This window comes from Klenkia soli (genome assembly GCF_900103975.1).
GTDB classification, from domain to species: Bacteria; Actinomycetota; Actinomycetes; order Mycobacteriales; family Geodermatophilaceae; genus Klenkia; species Klenkia soli.
On sequence record NZ_FNIR01000010.1, the window covers coordinates 1 to 24,632 of the forward strand.

Genomic DNA, 24,632 nt, shown 5'->3' on the forward strand with positions numbered 1-24,632 from the left:
AGGCGAACCAGCCGAAGTCCGCGGCACCACCGGGGGTGAAGAACCCCGAGATCATGATCAGACCGCCGAACAGGAACAGCCAGAACGAGAACGCGTTCAACCGCGGGAACGCCACATCCGGCGCCCCGATCTGCAACGGCAGGATCAAGTTCGCGAACGCGAAGAACAACGGCGTCGCGAAGAACAACAACATCACCGTGCCGTGCATGGTGAACAACTGGTTGTACTGCTCATTCGACAAGAACTGCAGACCCGGCCGCGCCAGCTCACCACGCATCAGCATGGCCATCAGCCCACCGACCATGAACCAGGAGAACGACACGGCCAGGTACATCAAGCCGATCGTCTTGTGATCAGTGGTCCGCAGCAGCATCGACAGCCGCGAACCCTTCTCGGCCACATGAACCGGACTCGGACGGCTCACGATCGGAGCGGGGGCGATCGTCACAGGGGCATCCTCGACTCGTGGAACAGCAGCCCCGCCAGACTAGGCCGGTGGTCCGACACGAGCCGGAGGTCCCCGGGGATGCCGAGCCCGACTACCGGTTCACGCTGGCCAACGAGCGCACCTACCTGGCCTGGCTGCGCACCGCGTTGTCGTTGCTGGCCGCCGGGGTCGCGCTGGACCAGTTCGTGCCCGAGCTGGGGGCGCCGGGGTACCGCACGGCGGTCGGCGCGGGGCTGGGGGCGCTGAGCGTGCTGGCCGCCGCCGGGGGGCTGCTGCGCTGGCGCCGCGTCCAGCGGGCCATGCGGGCCGGCGCCGCGTTGCCGACCGCGCGGGCCGGCGTCGTCCTGGGTGCCGGGCTGGTCGTCGTCGGGTTGGTGGTCTCGGTCCTGCTGGTGGTCGGTGCATGAGCGCGCCACCGGGGTTGGCGCCCGAGCGCACGGCGCTGGCCTGGACCCGCACCGGACTGGCCGCGGCGGCGAACGGCGCCCTCCTGCTGCTCCGGTCGGTGACCGGCGAGGCGTCGCCGGCCGGCCGGGTGCTGGTGGTGGCTGCGTTCGCGGTGGCCGGGGTCGCCGTCGTGCTCGGGCAGCTGCGCAGCCGGGCGCTGCTGGCCGGCCGCCGACCGGGGGAGGGGGCACCGGTGGTCCTCGGTGTCCTGGTCGCGGCGCTGTGCCTGGCCACGGTGGTCGTCGTCCCCGCCCTCGGCTGAGGCGCCGCGCCCGGGGAGGTGCCAGGGTGCGGTGGTGAACGGTGCCCAGGCAGTCATCCGCACGCTCGTCGACGCCGGGGTCGACGTGTGCTTCGCCAACCCGGGCACGTCCGAGATGCACTTCGTGGCCGCGCTGGACGACGTCCCCGAGATGCGGGCGGTGCTGACGCTGTTCGAGGGCGTGGCCACCGGCGCCGCCGACGGGTTCGCCCGCATGGCGGGTCGGCCCGCGGCGACCCTGCTGCACCTGGGCCCGGGGTTCGGCAACGGGTGGGCGAACCTGCACAACGCCCGGCGCGGACGAGCGCCGGTGGTGGTCGTGGTGGGCGACCACGCGCTGGCGCACAAGCGCCTCGACGCCCCGCTGGAGTCCGACCTCGACGCGCTGGCCGGTGCCGTCGGCTGGGTGCGCCGCTCGCTGACCCCCGGCACCGTCGGGGACGACGTCGCCGACGCGGTGGGTGCCGCGACGCGGGGGCAGGTCGCGACCCTGGTGCTGCCGGCCGACGTCTCCTGGTCCAGCGGCGCCTCGCCCGGGGTGGCGCCGCGGCCGCGGGCCCGCCCGCAGGTGCCCGACCCGACGGCGCTGGCCCACACGCTGGACGCCGGCACCGTGCTGTTCCTCGGCGGCGACGCGCTCACGGCCGATGCCCTGCTCGCCGCGGCCCGGGTCGCCGCCGGCACCGGCGCGCGGTTGATGGCCGAGACGTTCCCGGCGCGGATGGCCCGCGGCGCCGGCCTGCCCGACGTCCCCAAGCTGCCCTACCCGCCGGGCCCCGCGCTGGCCGCGCTCGAGGGGGTGCGGCAGCTGGTGCTGGTGGGCGCCCCGGCGCCGGTCGCCTTCTTCGCCTACCCCGACGTGCCCGGCAGCTTCGTGCCCGAGGGGTGCCGGGTCGACGTCCTCACCGAGCCCGGGGAGTCCGCCCTGGCCGCCCTCGCCGCGCTGGCCGAGGCGGTGGGCGCGGACCCGGTGCTCGCGGAGGCCGCGGTGCCGGCGGTCCCGGACGCGCCGCTGGACGCCCGGGTGCTCGCCGACGTGGTCGCCGCCGTGCTGCCGGAGCGGGCCGTGCTGGTCGACGAATCCCTGACCAGCGGGTTCGCCCTCTTCCCGGCGACGGCCGGGTCGCCGCGGCACGACGTGCTGTCGCTGACCGGCGGCGCGATCGGCGACGGGCTGCCCATGGCGGTCGGCGCGGCGGTGGCCTGCCCGGATCGCCCGGTGCTCGCCGTGCAGGCCGACGGTTCGGCGATGTACACGCTGCAGGCGCTGTGGACGATGGCCCGGGAGCAGCTGGACGTCACGGTGCTGGTCTGCGACAACGGTGCCTACGCCATCCTGGCCGGGGAGCTGGAGAACGTGGGTGCCGCGGCGGGCGGGGAGCGGGCCGGCCGGTTGCTGGACCTCGGCTCGCCGTCGTTGGACTTCGTCGCGCTCGCGGCCGGCATGGGCGTGCCCGGGGTGCGGGTGACCACCGGCCCCGAGCTGGCCGGTGCACTGCGCACCGCGTTCGCCGAACCCGGTCCGCACGTCGTGGACGCCGTCCTCCCGCGCCCCTAGGGTCGCGGGCAGGGCCGCAACGGCGCGGCCGGCTCGGAGGTGCTCCGTGGTGGATCCGCTCGCGCACGTGCCCGGTGACCGGGGGTGGCCGCTGGTCGGCCACACGCTGATGTTCGTCCGCGACGCCCGGGGCCTGACCGAGCGCAACCGGCAGCGGTACGGCGACGTCTACCGCATGCGGGTGCTGGGCCGGGAGGGCATCACCTTCCTCACCCCGCAGGCCACCCGCGAGGTGTTCCTCGACCCGGGCAAGGTGCTCTCCAGCGAGCAGGGCTGGTCGAACACGATCGGCGACCTGTTCCGCAACGGGCTGATGCTGCGGGACTTCGACGACCACCACCGGCACCGCCGGGTGATGCAGCAGGCGTTCAGCCGGGCCGCGCTGGCCGGCTACGTCGACGCCATCCACGACGTCACCGATCGGCACCTGCGCGACCTGCCCGACGGCGACGTCGACGTCTACCTGCTGATGAAGCGGCTGACCCTCGACATCGCCGCCGAGGTGTTCGTGGGGGTCTCGCTCGGTGCGGAGTCCGAGCGGGTCAACCGGGCCTTCGCCGACGCCGTCGCCGCCTCGATCACCCCGCTGCGGGTGCCGCTGCCGGGCACGCCCTGGCGGCGCGGGCTGCGGGGCCGGGCCGAGCTGGTCCGGGTGTTCGGCGACCTGGTCGCCGCCCGCCGGCGGGAGGCCGAACCGCGCACCGACCTGCTGTCGCGCCTGGCGCACGCCACCACCGACGACGGCGAGCTGCTGCCGGTCGACGACGTGGTCGACCACATGGTCTTCCTCATGCTGGCCGCGCACGACACCACGACGTCGACGCTGGCGGTGCTGCTCTGGCAGCTCGCGCTGCACCCCGCCGAGCAGGACCGCGTGGCCGACGAGGTCCGTGCCCTGGACGGCGCGCCGGTGACCCCGGCCGACCACGGCGACCTGGTGCACACCACGCGGGCCATGCAGGAGGCGCTGCGGCTGAGCCCGCCGGTGCCCTTCTCGCCGCGCCGGGCGACCGCCGACCTCGAGATCACCGGGGTGCACGTGCCCGCCGGCACGGGGGTGAGCGTCTCGAGCCTGATGCTGCACCGGCACCCCGACTGGTGGACCCGGCCCGACGCCTTCGACCCCGACCGGTTCGCCCCCGGCCGCGAGGAGCACAAGCAGCACAGCCACCTGTTCGTGCCCTTCGGCGGCGGCGCGCACCTGTGCATCGGCAACCACGTGGCCGAGGTGATGGTGAAGGCGATCGTCGCCCGGTTGCTGGCCACCCGGCGGGTCACCGCCGACCCGCGCGCCGGGGTCGTCATCTCCCCGATCCCCATCCCCAAGCCGAAGGGGCCGATGCTGCTGACGGTGCGCTGAGGTGCTTCCATCGCGGGCATGCCGTCGACGCTGACGCTCGCCCCCGCCCCGCCCTCCGCGGCCGCCGAGCAGGTCCGCCTGGAGGTGCGCGAGTTCCTGGCGAAGGAGCTCGCCGCCGGCTCGTTCGAGACCCACGTGGACACCTGGCTGTCCGGGGTGGACCCGGCCTTCTCCCGCAAGCTGGGCGAGCAGGGCTGGCTGGGCATGACCTGGCCTGCGCGGTACGGCGGCCACGAGCGCACCGCGATGGAGCGCTACGCGGTCACCGAGGAGCTGCTGGCCGCCGGCGCGCCGGTCGCTGCGCACTGGATCGCCGACCGGCAGTCCGGGCCCAACCTGCTGCGCTACGGCACCGAGGCCCAGCGCCGGGAGATCCTGCCGCGGATCGCCGCGGGGGAGTGCTTCTTCGTGATCGGCATGAGCGAGCCCGACAGCGGCTCCGACCTCGCCTCCATCCGCACGCGGGCCGTGCGCAACGGCGACGGCGACTGGGTGGTGAACGGCGCCAAGGTCTGGACGTCGAACGCCCACCACAGCCACTACGCGATCACCCTGGTGCGCACCGCCCCGGTGGACACCGCGAACCGGCACGCCGGCATGACCCAGCTGCTGGTCGACCTGTCGCTGCCGGGCATCACGATCAACCCGATCCGGATCCTGGACGGCGGCCACCACTTCAACGAGGTGGTCTTCGAGGACGTCGTCGTCCCCGGCGACATGCAGCTGGGCGAGGAGGGCGCGGGCTGGCACCAGGTCACCGCCGAGCTGGCCTTCGAGCGCAGCGGGCCCGAGCGGTTCCTCTCGACGTTCCCGCTGGTGGCCGAGTTCGCCCGCCGGGCGTCGTCCCCGGCCGAGCTCGCGACGCTCGGGCGGCTGTCCGCCCGGCTGCTGTCCCTCCGCCAGCTCTCGCTGCGGATCGCCGCCGCGCTGGACCGCGGCGAGCTGCCCGACATCCCGGCCGCGCTGGTCAAGGACGTCGGGACGACGTTCGAGGCCGACGTCGTCGAGGCGATCCGGGAGGTGGTGGACGTGCCCGCGTCCCTGGACTCACCCGACCCGCTGGGCAGGGCGCTGGCCGAGGCGCAGCTGCACCAGCCGGGCTACACGCTGCGCGGGGGCACCAACGAGATCCTCCGCGGGATCGTGGCGCGCGGGTTGGGTCTGCGATGAGCTCGGACCAGGACCTCGTCGTCCAGACCGTCCGGGAGATCCTCGCCGGGCACGAGCCGGCCCAGCTGACCCCCGACCGGCGCTGGGACGCCGCGCTGTGGACCGACCTGGCCGACGCCGGGCTGACCGGGGTGGGGCTGCCCGAGGAGGCCGGTGGCTCCGGCGGCGAGCTGGCCGACGCGGTGGCCGTGGTCGCCACGCTGGCCGCGGGTGCCGGGGCGGTGCCGGTGGCCGAGCAGTTGCTGGTCGCCGGTCCCGCCGTCCTCGCTGCGGGGCTCGACCTGCCCCCGGTGGACCAGCCGCTCTCGGTCGCCGTGGACGGGGCGGTGCGGTTCGCGGACGGCCGGGTGACCGGGACGACGACCGCGGTGGCCTGGGCCGGGGTCGTGCACCACCTGGCCGTGGTGGCGGCCGGCCCGGACGGCGACGTCCTGGCGCTGGTCGACGTCTCCGGTCTCGGGTCGACGGACGCGGCGAACCTGGCGGGGGAGCCGCGCGGGTCCTACGTGCTCGAGGGGTTGCCCGCGCAGGTCGGGCCGCTGCCGGCTGATCTCCGGGCTCGGTACGCGCTGGCCCGGGCGGTGCAGCTGTCCGCGGCCGCCGAGACGGTGCTCGCGTGGACCGTGCAGTACGCGGGGGAGCGGGTGCAGTTCGGGCGGCCGCTGGCGAAGTTCCAGGGCATCCAGATGCAGCTGGCCCAGATGGCCGGCGAGGTCACCGCGGTCAGCGCGCTGGTCGACGCCGCCGTGCAGCGCCTCGAGCGTGGTGAGCCGCTCGAGCTCGCGGCCGCCGCGGCCAAGGTCCGGGCCGGGGCGGCCGTCGACGTCGTGGCCCGACTGGCGCACCAGGTGCACGGCGCGATCGGCTTCACCCAGGAGCACCGGCTGCACCACCTGACGAAGCGCATGTGGTCCTGGCGCGACGAGGCCGGCAACGAGACCACGTGGGCGCGGGTGCTGGGCGCCGCCGTCGCCGGCGCCGACCCGTGGCCGGTGCTGACCGGACTGGTGTGAGCATGCCGGACTGGGTGCAGGACGCGATCTGGTGGCAGGTCCACCCGCTGGGGTTCGTCGGGGCCGAGCGGGACGCCGTGGACACGGTGACCCACCGGCTGCCGCGGATCGTCGGGTGGCTGGACCACCTGGTGGCGCTGGGCTGCAACGGGCTGGCGCTCGGGCCGGTGTTCGCGTCGAGCACGCACGGCTACGACACCGTCGACCACCTGCGCGTCGACCCCCGGCTCGGTGACGACGCGGACTTCGAGGCCCTGGTGGCCGCGGCCCACGACAAGGGCGTCCGGGTGCTGCTGGACGGCGTGTTCAACCACGTCGGCCGGGCCCACCCGGCATTCACCGACCCGGCCCGCCGGCACTGGTTCCGGTGGGACGGCGACGAGCCGGCGGTGTTCGAGGGCCACGGCGCCCTGGTGGAGCTCGACCACACCCAGGACGACGTCGTGCAGCTGGTGGTCGACGTCATGTGCCACTGGCTCGAGCGCGGGGTCGACGGCTGGCGGCTGGACGCGGCCTACGCGGTGCCGCCGGAGTTCTGGGCGCGGGTGCTGCCCGTCGTCCGCGAACGGTTCCCCGAGGTGTACGTCGTCGGCGAGGTGATCCACGGCGACTACGCCGGCATCGTCGGGGAGTCGGGCATGGACGCCGTCACCCAGTACGAGCTGTGGCAGGGCGTCTGGCACGGCCTGGCCGAGGGCAACCTGTTCGAGACCGCCCACGCACTCCAGCGGCACGACGGGTTCCTCGAGGCCTTCGTGCCGTGGACCTTCGTCGGCAACCACGACGTCACCCGCATCGTCGACCAGGTCGGCGAGCCCCTGCTGCCGCACGCCCTGGTGCTGCTGTGCACCGTCGGCGGCACCCCGGCGGTGTGGAGCGGCGACGAGTTCGGCTGGCACGGCATCAAGGAGCACCGGGCCGGCGGGGACGACGCAATCCGGCCCGAGTTCCCGGCCGACCCCCTCGCCGTCGAGGGCGGGGCGGTGTTCGCGCTGCACCAGGAGCTCGTCGGGCTGCGTCGCCGGCACCGCTGGCTGCACCGGGCCCGCACCGAGCAGCTGCACCTGACCAACGAGCAGCTGGTCTACCGCACGGCGGCCGACGGCGGGGCGCTCGTGGTGGCGCTGAACCTGGCCGACGAGCCCGCCGTCGTCCCGTCGTCCGGGGAGCTGGTGGCCGGCCGCGGCGAGGTGCGGGGCAGGGACCTGGAGCTGCCGGCCCACGGATGGGCCGTCCTCGCCGGCTAGGTGCAGGATGCAACGGTGATCTTCGACAGCGCGGGTGTCCAGCGCGGCGCGGACGGCGTCGCCCGGTACGAGGGGCTGCAGCCCAACGTGGTGCGCGGGTTCGCCCGCACCGTCGCCGAGCACCACGACCGGACCGCCGTGGTCGAGCTCGGCGGCGCCGCGGTCACCTACCGCGAGCTGTGGGACCGGTCGCTGAGGGTCGCCGGTGGACTGCGCGCGGCGGGGGTGGGCGCCGGTGACCGGGTCGCCGTCGGGTTGCCGAACGGGCTGGCCTGGACGCTGGGCTTCTGGGGCGCCCAGCTGGCCGGCGCGGTGGTCGTCCCGCTGAACACGCGGTTGGCCCCGGCCGAGACGGCGTTCGTCCTGCAGGACTCCGGGGCAGCCGTCGTGGTCGACTCGACCGACCTGCCGGACGGCGACCCGGTCGAGCCGGCCGATCCGGCGCCCGGCGACGTGGCTGCGCTGTTCTACACGTCCGGGACGACCGGCCGGCCCAAGGGCGCGATGCTCACCCAGGAGTGCCTGGTCAGCTCGGCGGAGAACGTGCAGCGGTGCCGTGAGCTGGACCCGGCGCAGAGCAACGTCTCGCTCATCTCGGTGCCGCTGTTCCACGTCACCGGCTGCTGCTCGCAGATGATTACCCAGGTGCTGATGGGCGGCACCACGGTGCTGATGCCGAAGTTCTCGGCGCCGGGGTTCCTCGCGGCGATCGCCGAGCACCGGGTCACCCTGCTGACCAGCGTGCCGACGATCTACGAGCTGGTCCTGCGGCACCCCGATCTCGCGACCACCGACCTGTCGAGCGTGCGGGCGCTGTCCTACGGCGGCGCGCCCATGGCCCCCGAGCTGGTGCACCGGTTGCGGCAGGCGTTCCCCGGCGTGCGGCTGGGCAACGGGTTCGGGCTCTCGGAGACCAGCGCGCTGGCCACCTTCCTGCCCGACGCCTGGACCGACGAGCACGCCGACTCGGTGGGCTTCCCGGCGCCGGTCGTGGACGTCGACCTGCACCGACCGGACCCCGACAGCGGGATCGGTGAGCTGCTGGTCCGCGGCCCCAACGTCGCCGTCGGCTACTGGGGCGACGCGGCCCGGACGGCCGAGACGTTCGTCGACGGCTGGCTGCACACCGGTGACCTGGCCACGATCGACGACGAGGGGCTGGTCCGGATCGTCGACCGGGCCAAGGACATGATCAACCGCGGCGGCGAGAACGTGTACTCGGTCGAGGTGGAGAACGCCCTCGCCGAGCACCCCGACGTCCTCGAGGTGGCCGTGGTCGGGGTGCCCGACGACGTGATGGGGGAGAAGGTGGGCGCCGTCGTCCTCACCCGGCCGGGCGTCTCCCTGGCGGTGGGGGAGCTCGCGGCGTTCGCCCGCGAGCGGTTGGCTGACTTCAAGGTGCCGCAGTACGTGCGAGTGCTGGACGGTCCGCTGCCGCGCAACGCCGGGGGCAAGGTGCTCAAGGGCCCGCTGCGGACGGCGACCGACTGGACGCCGGTGCCGCGCCGCTGAGTTCTGCGTTGCCCGGGAGTCCCTGGTGCACACCGACCGAGGAGTTCCCGTGCCGTTGCGCGACCTGCAGACCATCACCCTGTTCGTCGAGGACCTCGACGCCGCCCGCCGGTTCTACGCCGCCGTGTTCGACGGGCGGGAGCTCTTCTCGGACGACGTCTCGACCGCGCTGTCGATCGGCAACGTGGTGGTGAACCTGCTGCAGGCCGACCGGGCGGACGAGCTCGTCGAGCCCGGTGCCGTGGGTGCTCCCGGTGCGCCCCGCTCCCTGCTGACCGTCGAGGTGGCCGACGTGGACGCGGTCTGCGCCGAGCTCGCCGGGCTGGGGGTGGTGCTGCGGAACGGTCCCCAGGACCGTCCCTGGGGCGTGCGGACGGCGACGTTCGCCGACCCGGCCGGCCACCTGTGGGAGGTGGCCGCACCGATCCGTGGGTGACGGTTGCTGCCGCCCCCGGCTCGGTCGCGCTGTCCGGGCCTGCCAGGCGCCCCCCCGGCGAGTCGCGCGGAGCTCCGCGACGACCATGCCGCAGACCTCCGACATCTCGTCCTCCACCTGTGGACAGGCTCCTGAGCTGTGCATTCACCTCGCCACGGGTCCCGGCATGCGGTATTCTTCGCACATACGTTCGATCTGGGCAAGGGGTGGTGTGCGGTGGGCCCGGTGGTGGTCGGTACCCGGTTCGGGTTGTCGTTGGGCATCGCGCAGGTGGAGGTGTTCGCCTCGGCTGCGGCGAAGGCTGCGGTGCTGGAGGCCGAGCGGGCTGCGCAGGTCGCGGCTGGTGTGCCGGTGGATCTGGTGCACCGGCCGATGCGGTTGTCCGAGCTGCTGGTCACCTCTGCCACGACCCGGGCGGGGGTGCAGGCGGTGTTGGCCGACGTGGCCGAGGCCCAGGCCGAGTTGCATGCCTTGCAGGCCGCGGCGATCTCTCGGCTGGCCGAGCTGCAGCCGGCGCAGACCGTGCTGCCCGGTGCCCGTCCCGACGACGCGGCTGACCCGGACCGTCCCGATGACTGGGTGGCCGACGAGGTCGCGGTCGTGCTGGGCATCAGCGTGGGGTCGGCGTCGGCGTTGGTGGCCAAGCAGCGGGCACTGTTCGAGCAGCTGCCTGGGGTGTGGGTGGCGTTGGCCGACGGCCGGATCGACGTGCGCCGCGCCCAGGTGCTGGTGGATGGCCTGGCCGACCGCAAGCAGTCCGCCGGCGGTGGTTTGCCCGATGACGTGGTGGACGCCATCGCCGCCCAGGGCCTGGGGTGGATCGGTGAGGGCGTCGGTCCCACGCCGCTGGCCGACCGGATCGCCGGTGCGGTGATCGCCGCCGACCCGGCCGAGGCCGACCGCCGGGCCGAGCGCCGCAAGCGACGCCAGAACGTCACCAGCCTGAGCCAGGGCGACGGGCTGGCCGGGTTGCGCACCGACCTGGCCGACGCCGCTGATGTCGCCGACGAGCTCGAGGTCATCGACGCCCTGGCCGCCGCGATGCGCAAGAACGGGGACAAACGGCCCATGGGCCAGCTCCGGGTCGCCGCCCACCACCAGTTGGTCACCCGCCCCTGGGAGCCCCTGCCCGCCGACGTCGCCGCCGTGCGCTGGCAGCTGCGCCTGCGCGTGGACCTGGCCGACCTGGACCACCTCGGCCCCGTGCTGAACCCACCCGAGCAACCGACCCCGCCCAATGAGGCAGAGGTGGAGGAGGACGCGGCTGTTGATGACGGCCCGGCAGTCGAGGAGGAGTCGCCCAAGGCCCCACTGCAGCCCACGCCGACGCCCGACGACGGCGCGGCCCTGCTCGACGACACCCGTCTGACCGGTGGGTCGGGGGTCGCGTCCATCGGGGGGCTGACGGTGTCCCCGGTGGCGGTCGCCGAGTTGCTGGCCCGCTATGAGGCGCTGCTGGTCACCGGTCCCCGCGGGTGGGTCGACGGCGGTGAGGTGTGGTTCGAGATCGTCGATGCCACCGGTCGGCTCCGGGCCCTCACCTCACCGACCCAGGCCCGCGCCGCCGATCACCGCGGCACCGGCCTCGCACCGCCACCGGCGGTCGACCGGTACAGCCCCAGCGCCGAGCAGGTCCGCTTCGTCAGAGCACGCGACCAGCACTGCCGGTTCCCCGGCTGCCACCGGCCCGCCGAGTACGTCGACCTCGATCACGTCACCGCCTACGACCACGACGACCCGGCGGCGGGCGGCCCGACCTGCGTGACGAACCTGGTGTGCCTGTGCCGAAGGCACCACCGGCTCAAGACCCACGCGCCGGGCTGGGTGTTCGCCATGGACCCCGACGGCACCCTGCACGTCACCCCACCCGGCGGATGCACCCGCACCACCCGACCCGACCGCATCGCCGAGGTCGACATGTCGACACCCAGCCACCTCCAGAGCCTCACCGACCTCCTGGGCCCCACCCCGAAGCGGTACCGCTCACCCACCCCGGAGAAACGCGCCGCACGCCGCGCCACGGCCGCCGAACGTGCACGACTCGCCGCCGACATCGAGGCCGAGCTCACCGCTGCGGCCGCCCGACTCGCGGCCGAGCACGGTGCCGAGCAGGTCGACGACCGTCCCGAGCAGTCGATCGTGCAGGACCGGGACCGGGACCCGGATCCAGACCCGTGCCAGGACCAGGCAGGGGATGATCCACCGCCGTTCTGACCGACGGAGGTGCCGCGTCGGCCGCAGCTGCAGCGCTGAGTCGGCACCCTCGATGCGCCGACCGGCAGTCCACGGCCGGGGGAGCACCCGACCCCGGCCGCGGCTGTGCTCGACCGAATGGGTGGATCAGCGGGCGGGGACGTCACCGGGGATGCGAACCGCGTCGTCGGACTGCGGGGCGACGGCCAGCTGCAGGGCGGCCGACACCGTCGCGATCCCGCCGCTGACCGCGGCGACCTGGCGGTAGCTGGGCCAGATCAGCGCGGCCGGGACCATGCTCGCGGCGTGCAGCGCGTCGACCGCGGCACCCACCTGCAGCGCCTGGCGGGTAGGCGTGGCCAGCAGCACGGCGCTCTGCACCACGGTCCGCGCACCCAGCACCCGCACCAGCCAGCTCCGCGGCGCCCGCTGGCCGGGGGCGAGGTGCCGCACGGTCCACGCCGGCGCGACCAGCATGCCCAGACCCACGGCACCCACCACCGCGGACACCGCCCGGCTCCGCGCGTGGCGCTGGCTCCGGCTGGGGAGTTCGTCGTGCCGGTCCGGGCTGCTGGAGGTCATGCCCTGCGGGCTACCCGGTGCCGCCCACCGGAACCGGATCAGCGCGCCCGGACCAGCAGCGGCTGGCTCACCTCGCCGTACACACCCCCGGCGTCCGCGATCGTGCCCGTGCACAGCCCCAGCCCGTTCTCGCCGATCCGGGTCCGGCACGCCAGGTGCACCCACTCGCCCTGCGCCTCGCGGGTCAGGTGACAGGTCATCCCCGGCGGGATCGACAGCCACTCGGCGATCGGCAGCTCGACCGAGATCCCGTTGGCGGCGTCCGCGGCGATCAGCGTGCGGTCGGTGCCGGTGAGCTCCTCGCCCGCGACCAGCGGTATCCGCACGCGGGTCCAGACGTCGGCAGCGCCGACCTGCTCGGGTGACCCGGCGGTGTACCGCCAGTCCAGCGCCTCCTGGTACCCGAAGTCCGGCAACCCGGGGAACACGACGGTGCCCTCGTCGGGCACCGGGGGCGGCGCCACGGCCGGGGTCACCACCGGCGGCGTCGGGCCCGGGGCCAGGGACCACACCCGCGCCACGGCCACCGTCCGCCCGTCCACCGTCATCACGGCCTCGGTCAGGTCGATCCGGCGCCCCGGTCGGACCGGCGACACCTCGACGGTCAGCTCCCGCCGCGGGATGGCCCCGAAGAAGTCGACGGACACCCGCGCCGGCTGCTGCCCACCGGCGGCCGCGGCCAGGTGCGCGAGCAGTGCGGACGGCGGACCGCCGTGCTGGGCGCCGACGTCCCACGGGCTCTCCGTCGCGCGGGTCGGGGTGAACCGGCCCTCGCCCAGCGGGAGGTAGAAGGCCTCGGCGATCTCGTCCATGCGCCGGACGCTAGGGGATCGCCGTCCGGATCTCCTCGGTGCGGGCCTCGACCTCCCGCCGCAGGTCCCGGCGCAGCACCGCGGCCGCGTGCCGGCGGCGCTGGTCGTCGGTCGCCAGCTCAAGCGGCGGCACGGCGACCGGCCGGCGCTCGGCGTCCAGGGCGACCATCGTGAAGTAGCAGCTGTTGGTGTGCCGCACCTGGCCCGCCCGCAGGTCCTCGGTGGTCACCCGGATGCCGATCTCCATCGACGTCCGCCCCGTGTAGTTCACGCTGGCCTGGAAGGTGACCAGCTCACCGACCCGGATCGGCTCGCGGAAGACGACCTGGTCCACGCTGAGGGTCACCGCGTAGGTGCGGCTGTACCGGCTGGCACAGGTGTAGGCCACCTGGTCCAGCAGCTTGAGCAGCTGCCCGCCGTGCACGTTCCCGGAGAAGTTGCTCATGTCCGGGGTCATCAGCACGGTCATCGACAGCCGGTGCAGTTCGTCGTCCCCGGTCATGCCGGCAGATCCTGGCAGAACCCGGCGCGTGTCGGACCGCGGCCCGCCCGGGCCCGCGCAGCACCCTGGACGGCGATGAGCCGCGACCCGCTGAAGGTGACCTCCACCCGCCTGCCCGGCACGCGGTCGGGGCTGTCCCGCGGCGGCCGGCGCACCCTGCTGGCTGTCGTGGCCGCGATCGCCGTGCTGCTCGGGGTCGGCGTGGGCGCGCTCGGCCAGGACCCGACCACCAGCCCGACGGCGGCCACCACGCCAGCGCCGTCCACGCCAGCGCCGTCCACCCCTGAGCCGTCCACCTCAGCGCCCGCGACGAGCAGCCCCACGCCGGCGCCGGTCACGCTCGACCCCGACACCGGGCTGCTGGGCGAGGACGACGCGGCGGCCGCGGTCTCGGCCGCCCCGCCGGGCACCGCGCTGGCCGCCCTCGCGCAGCTGCCCGTGCAGGGCCGCGCGCCGCGGACCGGCTACGACCGCGACCAGTTCGGCAGCGGCTGGGTCGACACCGACCGCAACGGCTGCGACACCCGCAACGACGTGCTGGCCCGAGACCTGACCGCCGAGCAGTTCCGGCCGGGTACGAACGACTGCGTGGTCACCAGCGGCGTCCTGGCCGACCCGTACTCCGGCACGACGATCTCCTTCCTCCGCGGCCAGGGCACCAGCGAGGAGGTGCAGATCGACCACGTCGTCGCGCTGTCCAACAGCTGGCAGACCGGCGCCCAGCAGTGGGACGAGCAGACCCGGGTCGCCTTCGCCAACGACCCGCTCAACCTGCTGGCCGTCGACGGCCCGCTCAACCAGCAGAAGGGCGACGGCGACACCGCGACCTGGCTGCCGCCCAACCGGGCCTACCGCTGCGCCTACGTCGCCCGCCAGGTCGCCGTGAAGCTGACCTACGGCCTCTGGACCACGCCCGCGGAGCACACCGCGATGGCCACCGTGCTCACCAGCTGTCCCGAGGAGCCGCTGCCGGTCGCGGGATGACGCCCGTCCGGGTGATCGCCCGACCCCGACCTGGTGACGCTGCGTGAGCAGCAGGGGCGCCGGGCCGACGGGTGCCCTAGACCTGGGGTGTGCCTGCCTCCTCGCCGCCGCGCCGGCGGTCCCGCGTCCGGGTCGCCGCCCTGCTGCTGGTCGTGGTCGAGGTCCCGCTGCTCCTGGCGATGCTGGTCGCCCAGCTCGCCGACCCGACGCCGGCCCGCGCCGCCGGTGAGCACGCCTTCCTGCAGCGCGCCGCCGACGGCACACCGGTGACCTGGGACCCGTGCAGCCCGATCGGCTACGTCGTCAACTGGGACCACGCCCCGGACGGCGCGGTGCAGCTGGTGGCCGAGGCGGTCGACACGGTCGAGGCGGCCACCGGGCTGACCTTCACCGCGCTGGGGTCGACCCGGCTCACCCCGGCCACCACCCGGGCGACCGACGCGTTGCCGGCCGGCGCCGAGGTGCTGGTGGCCTGGGCCCCCGCGGCCGACGACCCGCTGTTCCGCACCGGTGACGTCGTGGGCTGGGCCCGCCCGGTGCCGGTCGGTCCCGTCTACGGCCGGGGCCAGGTCGCCCTCGACGCCGACTGGTACGCCGACGCCACGCCCGAGCAGGCCCGGGCGGTGCTGCTGCACGAGCTGGGGCACCTCGTGGGGTTGGACCACGTCGAGGACACCAGCCAGCTGATGAGCGACCGCAACGTCGGCACGGAGGAGTACCAGCAGGGCGACCTGGAGGGGCTGGCCCGGCTCGGCCCACTCGCCGGACCCCGCTGCGCCTGAACCGGGGTGCGGTCGGATAGACAGTGCACATGACCGAGGCGACCACGATGTCCGACTCCGGCTGGCTCTCCCGCGAGGAGATGGATGCCGCCCGCGAGCGGCTGCCGATCCTCTACGTGGACGCCGTCCCGGTGCGGGTGGACGACCACGGCGCGGTGACCAAGGTCGGGCTGCTGCTGCGGGTGGGCAGCGACGGGCAGATCAAGCGGGCGCTGGTCTCCGGCCGGGTGCTCTACCACGAGCGGGTGCGCGCGGCGCTGCTCCGGCACCTGGAGAAGGACCTCGGCCCGCTGGCCCTGCCGCGGGTGCCCCCGGCCCCGCAGCCCTTCACCATCGCCGAGTACTTCCCGACACCGGGGGTGACCCCGTTCCACGACCCCCGCCAGCACGCGGTGAGCCTGGCCTACGTCGTCCCGGTCGAGGGCGACTGCGAGCCCCAGCAGGACGCCCTGGAGCTGACCTGGTTCAGCCCCGACGAGGCCCGCGAGCCCGGTGTGCTGGCCGAGCTGGCCAACGGGCAGAGCGCCCTGGTGGTGCAGGCCCTCGCCCATCTGGGGGTCTGACCCGGCGCGGTGCGTGACGCCGCCGGTGGCGCACCGGACACTGGACGGCGATGAGCCAGCCCTGGGACGACCAGCCGACGCAGCGGTACCTGATCCCGCTGTGGGACCCGCCGGCGCCACCGCCGCCCCCGCGCCGCCGGCGCGTGTGGCCGACCCTGCTGGCGCTGGTCGTCGTCCTCGCCGTGGCCGCCGGCGGGTGGTACCTGGGCACCGGCCGGACGCCGTCCCTGCCGCTGGTCACCCAGCCCTCGGTGGCGCCGGTCGAGGCGACGCGCACGGTCCCGACCCCCGGCCACGAGGAGTCCGACGAGCCGCTGGGCACCCCGCCCGCGGCGCCGGACAGCGACGTCTACGGCTTCATCGCGACCCAGGACGACGGCGTGACCCCGGTGGCCTACGACCCCTGCCGGCCGGTGGAGGTCGTGCTGAGCACCGACGGCGCCCCGGTGGACGCCGAGGCGATGGTGGTCGACGCGCTGGCCCGGATGACCGAGGTCACCGGCCTGCAGTTCCGCTACGAGGGCACCACCGACGAGCTGCCCGGCAGCGACCGCGCGGCCTACCAGCCCGACCGGTACGGCGACCGCTGGGCGCCGGTGCTGGTCGGCTGGCGCACCCCCGAGCAGGAGCCCGCGCTGGCCGGCGACGTCGCCGGGCTGGGCGGCAGCGCCTCGGCCGGGCCCGAGGGCGGCCCGGTCGCCTACGTCACCGGCAGCGTCACCCTGGACGGCCCCGAGTACCAGACCCTGCTCGCCGACGGCGACGAGGCGCTGGGCCGGGCGATCCTGCTGCACGAGCTGGGCCACGTCGTCGGCCTGGCCCACGTGTGGGACGAGGACCAGCTGATGGCGGCGACCACCAGCGGCGACGTCCTGGACTTCGCCGACGGCGACCTGGCCGGCCTGGCCCGCCTGGGCGCGGGGGCGTGCGTCCCCCAGCTGTGAGTCAGGCGGTGACCGACCGGGCCAGTGCCCGGCGGGTGCGGTAGTCCTCGACGGTGAGGCACTGCAACCGGGAGTCGTCGCCCTGCTGGTTGTCCACGTAGCCCAGCGAGGCCACGTAGGGCTCGATGACGTGGATCTTCTGCAGCGGGGTGACCACGAGCAGCTGCAGGCCCAGCCGGCCGAAGAGGTCCAGGGCGAACCGGGTGGAGTCGTCCGAGCCGCGGCCGAACGCCTCGTCGATGACCACGAACCGGAAGTCGCGGGCCATCGTCGCGGCCGGGTCGATGCCGAACTGGTAGGCCAGCGAGGCGGCCAGCACGGTGTAGGCCAGCTTCTCCTTCTGGCCGCCGGACTTGCCGCCGGCGTCGGTGTGCGTCTCGTGCTCGGCGTCGTCGTGCCGCCAGCGCTCGATCGCCGAGAACACGAACCAGGTGCGGACGTCGGTGACCGTGCGCGCCCAGCGACGGTCCTCGGCGGCGTGCCCCACCCGGCCGCGCAGCCGGTGCACGATCCGGGCGATCCGGGCGAAGCGCTCCTCGGGGTCGGCCGTGCCGTCGTCGGTGCAGGCCCGCAGGTCGGCCCGGAAGTCCTCGATCTCCGGGGCGCCGCTGCGCCGGGCCTCCAGGGCCAGGTAGCGGCCCGGGTGGTAGTCGATGTCGTGCAGCGAGCCGTTGATGAGTGCGACCCGCTCGGTGACCTGCGCGGCCCGTCGCTCGAGCTCGGCCAGGAACCCGGCGACGTCGCGTGCGGTGTCCTGCTCCAGGTTCGCGGTGAACGTGGCCCCGGCGCGGGGCAGCTCGTCGGTGCGCAGCCGCTCGTGCAGCTCGCGGAAGGCGTCGGCGGCGTCGCGGGAGGCGTCCAGCCCGGCCGCGGCGTCGGGGTGCTCGGCGCGGAAGGCGGCCATCGCCCGCACCATCCGGGCCTCCACCTCGGCCCGCACCGAGGTCTGCGTGGTGCGCTCGCGCTCCAGGGCGGCGCGCAGGGTGCGCTCGCGCTCGTCGACGTCGTCCAGGTCGGTGGGCGGGGTCGAGGCGATCCAGCCCCGCCGGTCCAGCCGCTGGGGCGCGGAGAGGGCGCGGTCGATGCGCAGGGCCCGGGCCACCGCGCTCCCGTCGTCCACGGCCTCGCGGGCCGGCACGGCGTCCGCGGGGTCGTCGAGCTGGTCCGGGCCCAGCCGGCGGCGCACGCCCTCCAGCACCCGGAACGTCTCGCCCAGGGCGTGCGCGGCGGCGCCGCGGCGCTGCTGCAGCGTGGCCTGCTTGGTGGCCAGGCCGACGATGTCGCGCCGCAGGTCGTCCATGGCGCCGTCCAGCCCGAACAGGACGCCGGAGGCCGCCACCAGCAGGTCGCGCTCGCGGCCCAGCTCGGCGATCTGCCGGATCGCGCCCTGCCAGTCCAGCGCCTTCCAGTTGTCGTGGGCCGACAGCTGGGCCAGGTCGCGGCCGCGGGCCACGGTGCGGGCCCGCTGGGCGCGGACGGCGTCGCGCGCGGCACCGAGCTCGGTCAGCTGGGGCAGCAGGGCGTTCTCCGCGGCGGTCAGCGCGCGCACCTTGCCGGCGTTGTCCCAGCCCAGCACCTGGTGCAGCGGGTCGCCGCCGGGGTGCCGGTCGTCGAGGGAGTGCCGGCCGGTGCGGTCCTTGACCTGCCCGGTGCGGGTGACCGCGACGGGGGTGCGGCGGAACTCCTCGACGTCGTCGACCCGCAGGTGCGGCGCGCGGAGCGCCACCTGGGTCTCGACCCAGCCGGCCAGCGGTGAGGACCGCACCTCGAGGGTGGCGGCCAGCGACTGCGGTGCCGGCATGGGGGAGGTGGTGGGCAGCTGCGCCGGGAGCGGCAGGTAGCCCAGCTCGGCGCCGAGGTCCTGCTCCTCGACCCAGGCGGTGACGGCGGCGTAGTGCTGGTGGGGCACGAGCACGGTCAGCGCGAAGTCGCGCAGCACCCGCTCGGCGGCGGCGGCCCACTCGGCGTGCACGGGGGAGACCCGCACCAGCTCGCCGGCGAACGGCAGCTCGGCGGGGTCCACGGGCAGCGCGGCGGCCAGCCGGTCGCGCAACCGCTGCGACGACCGGGGGACGACGCCGGTGCGCCCGCGCAGGCCGGTGAGCTCGTGGCCGATCTCGGCCGCCCGGGAGCGGAGCCCGGCGAGGGCGACCTCGACCTCGGCCAGCTGCTCCTCGACCTCGGCCTCGCCCTCGACCGCCCGGGCCAGGGCCTCGGCGATCTCGGTCCGCCGGACGACGAAGGCCTCGCCGTCGGCGACCGGGTCCAGGCCGGTGGCCTCGAGCAGGGCGGCGAACCGGCCGGCCCTGGTGCGCCGCTCGCGGCGGGCGACCTCCAGCTCGAGCAGCTGCTCGTCGATGTAGCGCAGCCGCTCGCCGCCGTTGCCGGTGCGCTGCATGGTCAGCGACAGCTCGCGGGCACGGGCCAGGTCCAGGTCGGTGATGCCCTGGCTCAGCGCGCGGTCGGCCGCGGCGACCTCGGCCCGCTGGGTGGTCGCCTGCGCGGCCAGCAGCTTCTCGCGCAGCCGGTCGGCCCAGGCGGGGAGGGCCGCGAGGTCGGCGTCCACCGTGACGATCTGCTCCGTGAGCACGGCGTGCCGGTCGGCGTCGGCCAGCACGGGGGCCAGCTGGGCGAGCTGGCGGCGGCCGGTGACGACGGCGTCGTGCGAGCGGGTGAGCTGGTCGACGTGGCCCAGCAGCCGGTCCACCCAGCCCGCCGAGTCGCCGGGCTCGAGCAGCAGGTCGCGGACGAAGCCGTTGAGGTCGCCGACGGCCTTCATCGACACCGTCTGGTGGAACAGGTCCATCGCCTGCTCCGAACCGATCCCCAGCCGATTGCGGAAGACCCGGCCGTACTCGGTGAAGGTGCCGAACACCTCGACGTCGACCCGCGCCGAGAGCCGGCGGCGCAGGGCGGCGGGGTCGCTGCCGAACTCGGCGAGGTCCCCGGCGATCGACAGGTCGCGGTCGGCGACCAGGTGGAACCGGTCGGGCTGGCCGACCTCGCCCGAGCGCAGCCAGAACACCTGGCCCAGGGTCACCGTCTCGTCCAGGGCCTCGTTGCGGAACACGGCCAGCAGCGCGGTCCAGGTGCTGCCCGGGCGCAGGCCCACAGTGCGGGGCGCGCCGGTGGCGTCGCTGCGCTCGGCCCGCCAGTGCCCCTGCACGTAGGAGCGGAGGTCGCGCTCGCGGGTGGGGGCACCGGCCGCCTTGTTGTAGGACACGCCGGCCGCGGGCAGCAGCAGGGTGGTCAGCGCGTCGACGATGGTCGACTTGCCCGACCCGATGTCCCCGGTCAGCAGGGTGTTCTGGCCGTCGGCGCGCAGCGTCCAGACCCGGCGGTCGAAGGTGCCCCAGTTGAGCATCTCGAGCCGGTCCAGGCGGAAGCCCGCCGCGGTGGAGGGGGCGTCGTCCTCGGTGGTCAGCAGCAGGTGCGGCACCGGCGGGAAGGTGGTCACAGGAGGTCCTCCTCGAGGCCCGTGGAGGTGGTGGGCGCAGGCTGCTGGGCGGCGTACTCGGCGAGCTTCGCGTCGAGCTCGCCCAGCCACTGGGCGTCGACGAAGGCCTTGAGCACCCGGCGCACCTCGAAGCCGCCGTCCGGGCCGGGCATGCGGCGCAGGAAGCCCAGCTCGACGACCTTGGCGATGTGCCCGTCGACCTGCTCGACCAGCCGGTTGCGGCGGCCGGGGTCGGGGAGGAAGTCGGCCAGCAGGTCGACCAGGTCGGCGCGGGTCAGCACGAGCCGGCCGCCCTCGCCGGCGTCGGCGACGACCAGCCGGCGGCGCAGCAGGGCCAGCAGCAGGCTCACCGGGAACGACAGCGACCGGCGGGCCACCAGCCGGGGGAGCGGCCGCTCGGCGTCGGGGTCCTCGGGCCGCTGCCGCAGGAAGGCGTACCCCTCGCGCTCGTCGACCACCGGCACCAGCCCGAGGACGGCGACGTGGTCGCGCAGGTCGGGCTGCAGGGCCAGCAGGTGCCGCCAGACCTCGGGTGCGGTCTCCCGGTACACGACACCGCGCATCAGCGAGGTCACCACCAGCGGCAGGTCGAGCTCGGCGCGGGCGGGGGCCCCGTCCAGCTCGGGGAGCAGTGCGGTCATCGGGCGTCCTTCACGGGTGACAGCCGCGCACGGCGGCCGGCGGGGTGGGTGCTGCCGGCGCGGGGACCGGCGTCCCGGCGGGCGTAGACGACGCGGGGCAGGGTGGCGGCGCGGGGGCGGCCGTCGGGGTCGGTCCAGGAGACGGTGTCGTCGTCCTGCCGGTCGTCGGCGGGGTCGTCGTCGGCGGGCAGCGGGAACAGCACGTCGAAGGCGTCGTCGCGCAGCGAGAGGTAGGCCATCAGCTCGGCCAGGCCGTGCTGCAGCGGGTGCTGCTCCAGCACCGTGGCGAGCTCGACGCGTGGCCGCTGCAGCAGCGCGCGGCGCACGTGGGCGGCCAGCGGCACCGGGTCGACCTGGACCTGGCCGAACAGCGCGGCCGCGGCGAAGTCCTCGTCGCCGGCCTCGGGACGGGCGCTGTCGACGGCGGCCCGGCGCGGCGGGGCGTACAGGTGCCGCTCGACCGGGAGGACGACGGTGGGGGCCAGGTCGTCCAGCTCGACCGCGAACCCGTCCAGGGCGGTCAACCCGGCCGACAGCCGGCGGGCGCGGTCCTCGATGCCGGTCAGCAGCTCGAGCACCCGGCGGTTCTCCCGCCACACCCGGTCGTCCAGGCCCGTGCGCAGGCCCTCGGCCAACCCGCGCAGCACCATCCGGGTGTGCTCGGCCGCGATGACGAGGTCGTGCTGCACCCGGCGCATCCGGGGGTCGGTGCAGGTGCGCAGGGCGGGCAGCTCGTGCACGCGGGCCAGGAGGTCGGCGAGCTCCTCCTGCAGCCGCGGGGAGAGCAGCCGGTCGTAGCAGGCGTGGAAGCTGCGGCCCTGGTCGCCGTCGGCGATGCCGCGGCGGCCGGCGGCGACGTCCAGGGCCAGGGCGCCGTCCCCGCCGGCTATCCGGTCGCGCAGCTCGCGGTCCCGCTCGCGGAAGGCCGCCTCGACCGCGCGGAGGTCGCCCAGCAGGCCGCGGGCGGTGCGGGTCAGGTGCAGGTAGCGGTCCCGCTGGGTGGTGGGGTCGGCGGCGCCCACGGCGAGGGAGCGCAGCAGGTCCACCACGGAGTCCAGCCGGGCCGCGGTGTCCACGAAGGGCCGGGGGGTCAGGCCCGCGACCCAGGCGATGGCCAGCTCGGCCGCCGGGGTGGCGTCCATGAGCGGCTCGTCGGACCCGGGCGGGTACCAGGCGCGCAGCCAGCCGCCGTCCGGACCGGCCCAGCCGTCGAGGTAGCCGCGGGCGTCGACCTGGGCACGCGGGGTGCCGTCGAGCTCGGCCAGCAGGTCGCCGAGCCGGTCGGCCAGCTCGCCGGCCGGCAGCCCGTGCGCGCCGCCGGTGACGAACACGCGGGACAGGAACGCGATGACCAGGGGTGCGTCGTCGGCGCGGAGCAGGCGCCAGGCGGCGTGCTGCTGCAGCGCGGCGACCGCGTCGACGCTGTCGTCGACCTGCATGCCTGCCCCCTCCTCCGGTGCGCGTGATCGCGTGGAGGTTAGGTCGGCGGAGGGTCCGATCCCGGTGCACCGCTCCGGGGTGTGACAGCTGAGCTACGTGGGGTTGCCGACACGCATCAGGCGGTCGGCCGGGACCGGACGGCCGAACAGCCAGCCCTGGCCGGTGTCGATGCCCAGCCGGGCCAGCCGGGTGCACTGCTCGTCGGTCTCGACGCCCTCGGCCAGGACCGTGATGCCCAGCGCCCCGGCCAGCCCGACCAGCCCGCTGAGCAGCGCCCCGGCGGCGTCCGGGCCGGTGATCGAGCGGTCGAGCTTGAGCACGGAGACCGGGTAGCGCTGGAGGTAGGCCACCGAGGTGTAGCCGGCGCCGAAGTCGTCCAGGCTCACGCCCACCCCGGCGGCGGCCAGCTCGCGCAGCGGCCGGACGCCGGCTCCGACGGGGAGCTGGTCGTGCTCGGTGATCTCCAGGTGCAGCCGGTGCGGGTCCAGCCCCGTGTCGGCCAGCACCCCGCGCACCAGCTCGGCGAGCCCCGGGTCGACCATCGCGGAGCGGCCCAGGTTCACGCTCACCGTCCAGAGCGGGTCCGGCCAGCCCGCCGCGGTGGCGCAGGCCTCCCGCAGCACCCAGGCGTCCACCGCGGCACCCTGGCCCTGGGACTCCGCGATCGGCAGGAAGGTGTCGGGACCCAGCAGCCCCCGGGTGGGGTGCCGCCAGCGGACCAGCGCCTCGCAGCCCTGCACCGCCCGCGTGCGCAGGGAGACCAGCGGCTGGAACAGCAGGAGCAGCTCGCCCACCCCGGGCTCGCCGGCGACCAGCCGCCGCAGGTCGGACCCCAGCGCGAGCCGGCCGAGCACCTCCTCGCGCTGGGTGGTGGCGAACCGGGTCGCCGTGCCGCGGGCGGCGGCCTTGCTGACGTACAGCGCGACGTCGGCGTCGGCGAGGGCCAGGGGGAGCTCGCTGGCCCCGGTCAGCTCGGTCCACCCGGCGCTGCAGCGCACCGGGAAGGTGCGGTCGGCCGCGCCGACCCCGAGCACCACCGGAGCGCGGAGTGCCGAGGCCAGCAGGTCGGGCACCGCCGGACCGTCGGGGGGCAGCAGCAGGACGAACTCGTCCCCGCCGGAGCGGGCCACGGTGCCCCGCTCGCCGACGGCGGCGGCCAGCCGCAGCGCGACCGAGACCAGCAGGTGGTCCCCGGTCTCGTGGCCGAAGGTGTCGTTGACGTGCTTGAAGTCGTCGAGGTCCAGCAACGCCAGCCGACCCACCGGGACGTCGTCCGGGGAGCCGTCGGCGACCAGGTCGTCGAACGCGACCCGCAGCCCCCGCCGGTTGGCCAGCCCGGTGAGCGGGTCCTGCCGCGCCTGCTGCTCGCTGCCCCGGATGGTCTGCGAGCCGCGGACGATCGCCAGGGCGCCGACCAGCGCCGCGGTGCCCAGGTAGGCGGTGGTGGGCAGCCGGCCGCCCTCGTCCAGCAGCCACAGCGCGACCGGCACCAGCACCAGCGGGGTCATGCCGAGCAGCCGGGCGGACTCCGAGCGCAGCCGGCCCAGCCGGGCCCCGGTGAAGGCGGTGCGCATGTCCGGGTGCAGCGACCCGGCGACGAACAGGCAGGCGGCCACGGTCCAGAGCACGCCCGCGCCGGTCTGCGGACCCGGCAACCGGACGCCGCCGTCGGCGGCCAGGCAGTCGTAGGTCGCCGCGGCGACCCCGCCGGCTACCAGCAGACCCATGCTGGCGCCCAGGTCGGCCCGGGTGGCGGCGAAGCGCAGCAGCAGGCAGACCAGCACCAGGTCGAACGGGGCCACCGAGACCGCCCACGGCACCCCGGGCGCGAGCGCGGCGGCGGCCGACTGGGCGATGGCCAGCGCCACGACGGCGGCGACGACGAGCTGGTCGGTGCGGCGTCCCCAGGTCTCCCGGCGGGTGCGCCGGCGCTCGGCCGGTCCGCGCCGGAGGTGCCGGCCGAACAGGACGCCGAACAACCCGAGGGCGACGGCGACGCCGAGGGTCTGGACGACGACACCGGCGGTGGGCGCCGTCCGGGCGAGCGCGAGGGCGACCAGCCAGCAGGCCAGCATCGCCGACACGGCCAGCCACGGCCACGGTCGCGCAGGCTGGTGCCACCGCACCCCGACGAGCGGGGCCAGCACGGACACCGCGGTCGCGGTGAGGACGGCGGGCACCCGGGTGACCGGCCAGGCGGCCAGCGGCACCAGGACGACGGCCACCGCGGCGGAGACCAGCGCCGCCGTCCGGGTGCGTCGCCCGGCGGTGGTCACCCC

At 75.3% G+C, this 24,632-nt stretch carries 22 protein-coding genes; 14 read left to right on the forward strand and 8 right to left on the reverse strand.

All coding sequences use genetic code 11. From position 1 onward, the window contains the following. A partial coding sequence (locus tag BLS67_RS15605; RefSeq protein WP_242653641.1) for a cbb3-type cytochrome c oxidase subunit I occupies positions 1-448 on the reverse strand: 448 nt, incomplete at its 3' end. A 47-nt stretch (positions 449-495) separates the two neighbouring features. Here BLS67_RS15605 and BLS67_RS15610 point away from each other — a divergent pair. The 10 genes from BLS67_RS15610 (at position 496) to BLS67_RS15655 (ending at position 11,667) form a co-directional block, all read left to right on the forward strand. Then, the gene (locus BLS67_RS15610) at positions 496-855 is read left to right on the forward strand and encodes a YidH family protein (RefSeq protein WP_091246878.1); all 360 of its coding nucleotides are present in this window, start codon (positions 496-498) and stop codon (positions 853-855) included. Continuing rightward, positions 852-1,157, forward strand: a complete 306-nt coding sequence (locus BLS67_RS15615; protein ID WP_091246881.1) for a DUF202 domain-containing protein — start codon at positions 852-854, stop codon at positions 1,155-1,157. Before BLS67_RS15610 ends, BLS67_RS15615 begins: the two co-directional genes overlap by 4 nt. A gap of 34 nt (positions 1,158-1,191) precedes the next feature. Then, entirely contained in the window at positions 1,192-2,715 is a 1,524-nt protein-coding gene (locus BLS67_RS15620; RefSeq protein ID WP_091247235.1) for an acetolactate synthase large subunit, read from the forward strand. A gap of 46 nt (positions 2,716-2,761) precedes the next feature. Then, positions 2,762-4,075, forward strand: a complete 1,314-nt coding sequence (locus BLS67_RS15625) for a cytochrome P450 (protein WP_131801751.1) — start codon at positions 2,762-2,764, stop codon at positions 4,073-4,075. Positions 4,076-4,093: 18 nt separating this feature from the next. After that, entirely contained in the window at positions 4,094-5,245 is a 1,152-nt protein-coding gene (locus BLS67_RS15630) for an acyl-CoA dehydrogenase family protein (RefSeq protein ID WP_091246884.1), read from the forward strand. Beyond that, positions 5,242-6,258 (forward strand): acyl-CoA dehydrogenase family protein, encoded by a 1,017-nt coding sequence (locus BLS67_RS15635; RefSeq protein ID WP_091246887.1) that lies wholly within the window; start codon positions 5,242-5,244, stop codon positions 6,256-6,258. Before BLS67_RS15630 ends, BLS67_RS15635 begins: the two co-directional genes overlap by 4 nt. 2 nt (positions 6,259-6,260) lie before the next feature. Further along, positions 6,261-7,505: an alpha-amylase family glycosyl hydrolase gene (locus BLS67_RS15640; RefSeq protein ID WP_091246889.1), complete on the forward strand. Its 1,245-nt coding sequence runs from the start codon at positions 6,261-6,263 to the stop codon at positions 7,503-7,505. Positions 7,506-7,520: 15 nt separating this feature from the next. After that, a complete protein-coding gene (locus BLS67_RS15645; RefSeq protein WP_242654126.1) occupies positions 7,521-9,017 on the forward strand; it encodes a class I adenylate-forming enzyme family protein in 1,497 nt (498 codons plus the stop codon). A gap of 49 nt (positions 9,018-9,066) precedes the next feature. Then, positions 9,067-9,453: a VOC family protein gene (locus tag BLS67_RS15650; RefSeq protein ID WP_091246892.1), complete on the forward strand. Its 387-nt coding sequence runs from the start codon at positions 9,067-9,069 to the stop codon at positions 9,451-9,453. 225 nt (positions 9,454-9,678) lie between these two features. After that, the gene (locus BLS67_RS15655) at positions 9,679-11,667 is read left to right on the forward strand and encodes an HNH endonuclease signature motif containing protein (RefSeq protein WP_131801752.1); all 1,989 of its coding nucleotides are present in this window, start codon (positions 9,679-9,681) and stop codon (positions 11,665-11,667) included. A 126-nt stretch (positions 11,668-11,793) separates the two neighbouring features. On the opposite strand, the gene BLS67_RS15660 is transcribed toward BLS67_RS15655, so the two are convergent. From BLS67_RS15660 to BLS67_RS15670, 3 genes are read right to left on the reverse strand one after another with little or no spacing between them, the layout of a single operon-like run. Continuing rightward, complete coding sequence (locus tag BLS67_RS15660; RefSeq protein WP_131801753.1) at positions 11,794-12,228, reverse strand: hypothetical protein; 435 nt, start codon at positions 12,226-12,228, stop codon at positions 11,794-11,796. 38 nt (positions 12,229-12,266) lie between these two features. Next, on the reverse strand, positions 12,267-13,040 hold the full coding sequence (locus BLS67_RS15665) for a thioesterase family protein (RefSeq protein WP_091246897.1): 774 nt from the start codon (positions 13,038-13,040) through the stop codon (positions 12,267-12,269). Between the two features lie 10 nt (positions 13,041-13,050). After that, a complete protein-coding gene (locus tag BLS67_RS15670) occupies positions 13,051-13,542 on the reverse strand; it encodes an acyl-CoA thioesterase (protein ID WP_091246899.1) in 492 nt (163 codons plus the stop codon). Between the two features lie 75 nt (positions 13,543-13,617). Here BLS67_RS15670 and BLS67_RS15675 point away from each other — a divergent pair, with 75 nt between their 5' ends. From BLS67_RS15675 to BLS67_RS15690, 4 genes are all read left to right on the forward strand, one after another. Beyond that, complete coding sequence (locus BLS67_RS15675) at positions 13,618-14,526, forward strand: HNH endonuclease family protein (RefSeq protein ID WP_091246901.1); 909 nt, start codon at positions 13,618-13,620, stop codon at positions 14,524-14,526. An 89-nt stretch (positions 14,527-14,615) separates the two neighbouring features. Then, on the forward strand, positions 14,616-15,308 hold the full coding sequence (locus BLS67_RS15680) for a matrixin family metalloprotease (RefSeq protein ID WP_091246903.1): 693 nt from the start codon (positions 14,616-14,618) through the stop codon (positions 15,306-15,308). 29 nt (positions 15,309-15,337) lie between these two features. Then, positions 15,338-15,871 (forward strand): NUDIX hydrolase family protein, encoded by a 534-nt coding sequence (locus BLS67_RS15685; protein ID WP_091246904.1) that lies wholly within the window; start codon positions 15,338-15,340, stop codon positions 15,869-15,871. Between the two features lie 50 nt (positions 15,872-15,921). Then, the gene (locus BLS67_RS15690) at positions 15,922-16,815 is read left to right on the forward strand and encodes a hypothetical protein (RefSeq protein WP_091246908.1); all 894 of its coding nucleotides are present in this window, start codon (positions 15,922-15,924) and stop codon (positions 16,813-16,815) included. A 1-nt stretch (position 16,816) separates the two neighbouring features. Here BLS67_RS15690 and BLS67_RS15695 read toward each other — a convergent pair whose 3' ends face one another. The 4 genes from BLS67_RS15695 to BLS67_RS15710 form a co-directional block, all read right to left on the reverse strand. After that, positions 16,817-20,272 carry an ATP-binding protein gene (locus tag BLS67_RS15695; RefSeq protein WP_242654127.1) on the reverse strand — a complete coding sequence of 1,152 codons (3,456 nt, stop codon included), beginning with the start codon at positions 20,270-20,272 and terminating at the stop codon, positions 16,817-16,819. Beyond that, the gene (locus BLS67_RS15700; RefSeq protein ID WP_091246911.1) at positions 20,269-20,913 is read right to left on the reverse strand and encodes a DUF4194 domain-containing protein; all 645 of its coding nucleotides are present in this window, start codon (positions 20,911-20,913) and stop codon (positions 20,269-20,271) included. Before BLS67_RS15700 ends, BLS67_RS15695 begins: the two co-directional genes overlap by 4 nt. After that, positions 20,910-22,352 carry a DUF3375 domain-containing protein gene (locus tag BLS67_RS15705; protein ID WP_091246913.1) on the reverse strand — a complete coding sequence of 481 codons (1,443 nt, stop codon included), beginning with the start codon at positions 22,350-22,352 and terminating at the stop codon, positions 20,910-20,912. Before BLS67_RS15705 ends, BLS67_RS15700 begins: the two co-directional genes overlap by 4 nt. A 93-nt stretch (positions 22,353-22,445) precedes the next feature. Continuing rightward, entirely contained in the window at positions 22,446-24,629 is a 2,184-nt protein-coding gene (locus tag BLS67_RS15710) for a putative bifunctional diguanylate cyclase/phosphodiesterase (protein ID WP_091246914.1), read from the reverse strand. Positions 24,630-24,632: the final 3 nt, after the last annotated feature.

Bases quoted from the DNA above. Each gene is read 5' to 3' on its own strand.
- BLS67_RS15615 (WP_091246881.1), top strand. From the start codon at position 852: ATGAGCGCGCCACCGGGGTTGGCGCCCGAGCGCACGGCGCTGGCCTGG.
- BLS67_RS15630 (WP_091246884.1), top strand. From the start codon at position 4,094: ATGCCGTCGACGCTGACGCTCGCCCCCGCCCCGCCCTCCGCGGCCGCC.
- BLS67_RS15635 (WP_091246887.1), top strand. From the start codon at position 5,242: ATGAGCTCGGACCAGGACCTCGTCGTCCAGACCGTCCGGGAGATCCTC.
- BLS67_RS15640 (WP_091246889.1), top strand. From the start codon at position 6,261: ATGCCGGACTGGGTGCAGGACGCGATCTGGTGGCAGGTCCACCCGCTG.
- BLS67_RS15660 (WP_131801753.1), bottom strand. From the start codon at position 12,228: ATGACCTCCAGCAGCCCGGACCGGCACGACGAACTCCCCAGCCGGAGC.
- BLS67_RS15665 (WP_091246897.1), bottom strand. From the start codon at position 13,040: ATGGACGAGATCGCCGAGGCCTTCTACCTCCCGCTGGGCGAGGGCCGG.
- BLS67_RS15670 (WP_091246899.1), bottom strand. From the start codon at position 13,542: ATGACCGGGGACGACGAACTGCACCGGCTGTCGATGACCGTGCTGATG.
- BLS67_RS15675 (WP_091246901.1), top strand. From the start codon at position 13,618: ATGAGCCGCGACCCGCTGAAGGTGACCTCCACCCGCCTGCCCGGCACG.
- BLS67_RS15685 (WP_091246904.1), top strand. From the start codon at position 15,338: ATGACCGAGGCGACCACGATGTCCGACTCCGGCTGGCTCTCCCGCGAG.
- BLS67_RS15690 (WP_091246908.1), top strand. From the start codon at position 15,922: ATGAGCCAGCCCTGGGACGACCAGCCGACGCAGCGGTACCTGATCCCG.
- BLS67_RS15700 (WP_091246911.1), bottom strand. From the start codon at position 20,913: ATGACCGCACTGCTCCCCGAGCTGGACGGGGCCCCCGCCCGCGCCGAG.
- BLS67_RS15705 (WP_091246913.1), bottom strand. From the start codon at position 22,352: ATGCAGGTCGACGACAGCGTCGACGCGGTCGCCGCGCTGCAGCAGCAC.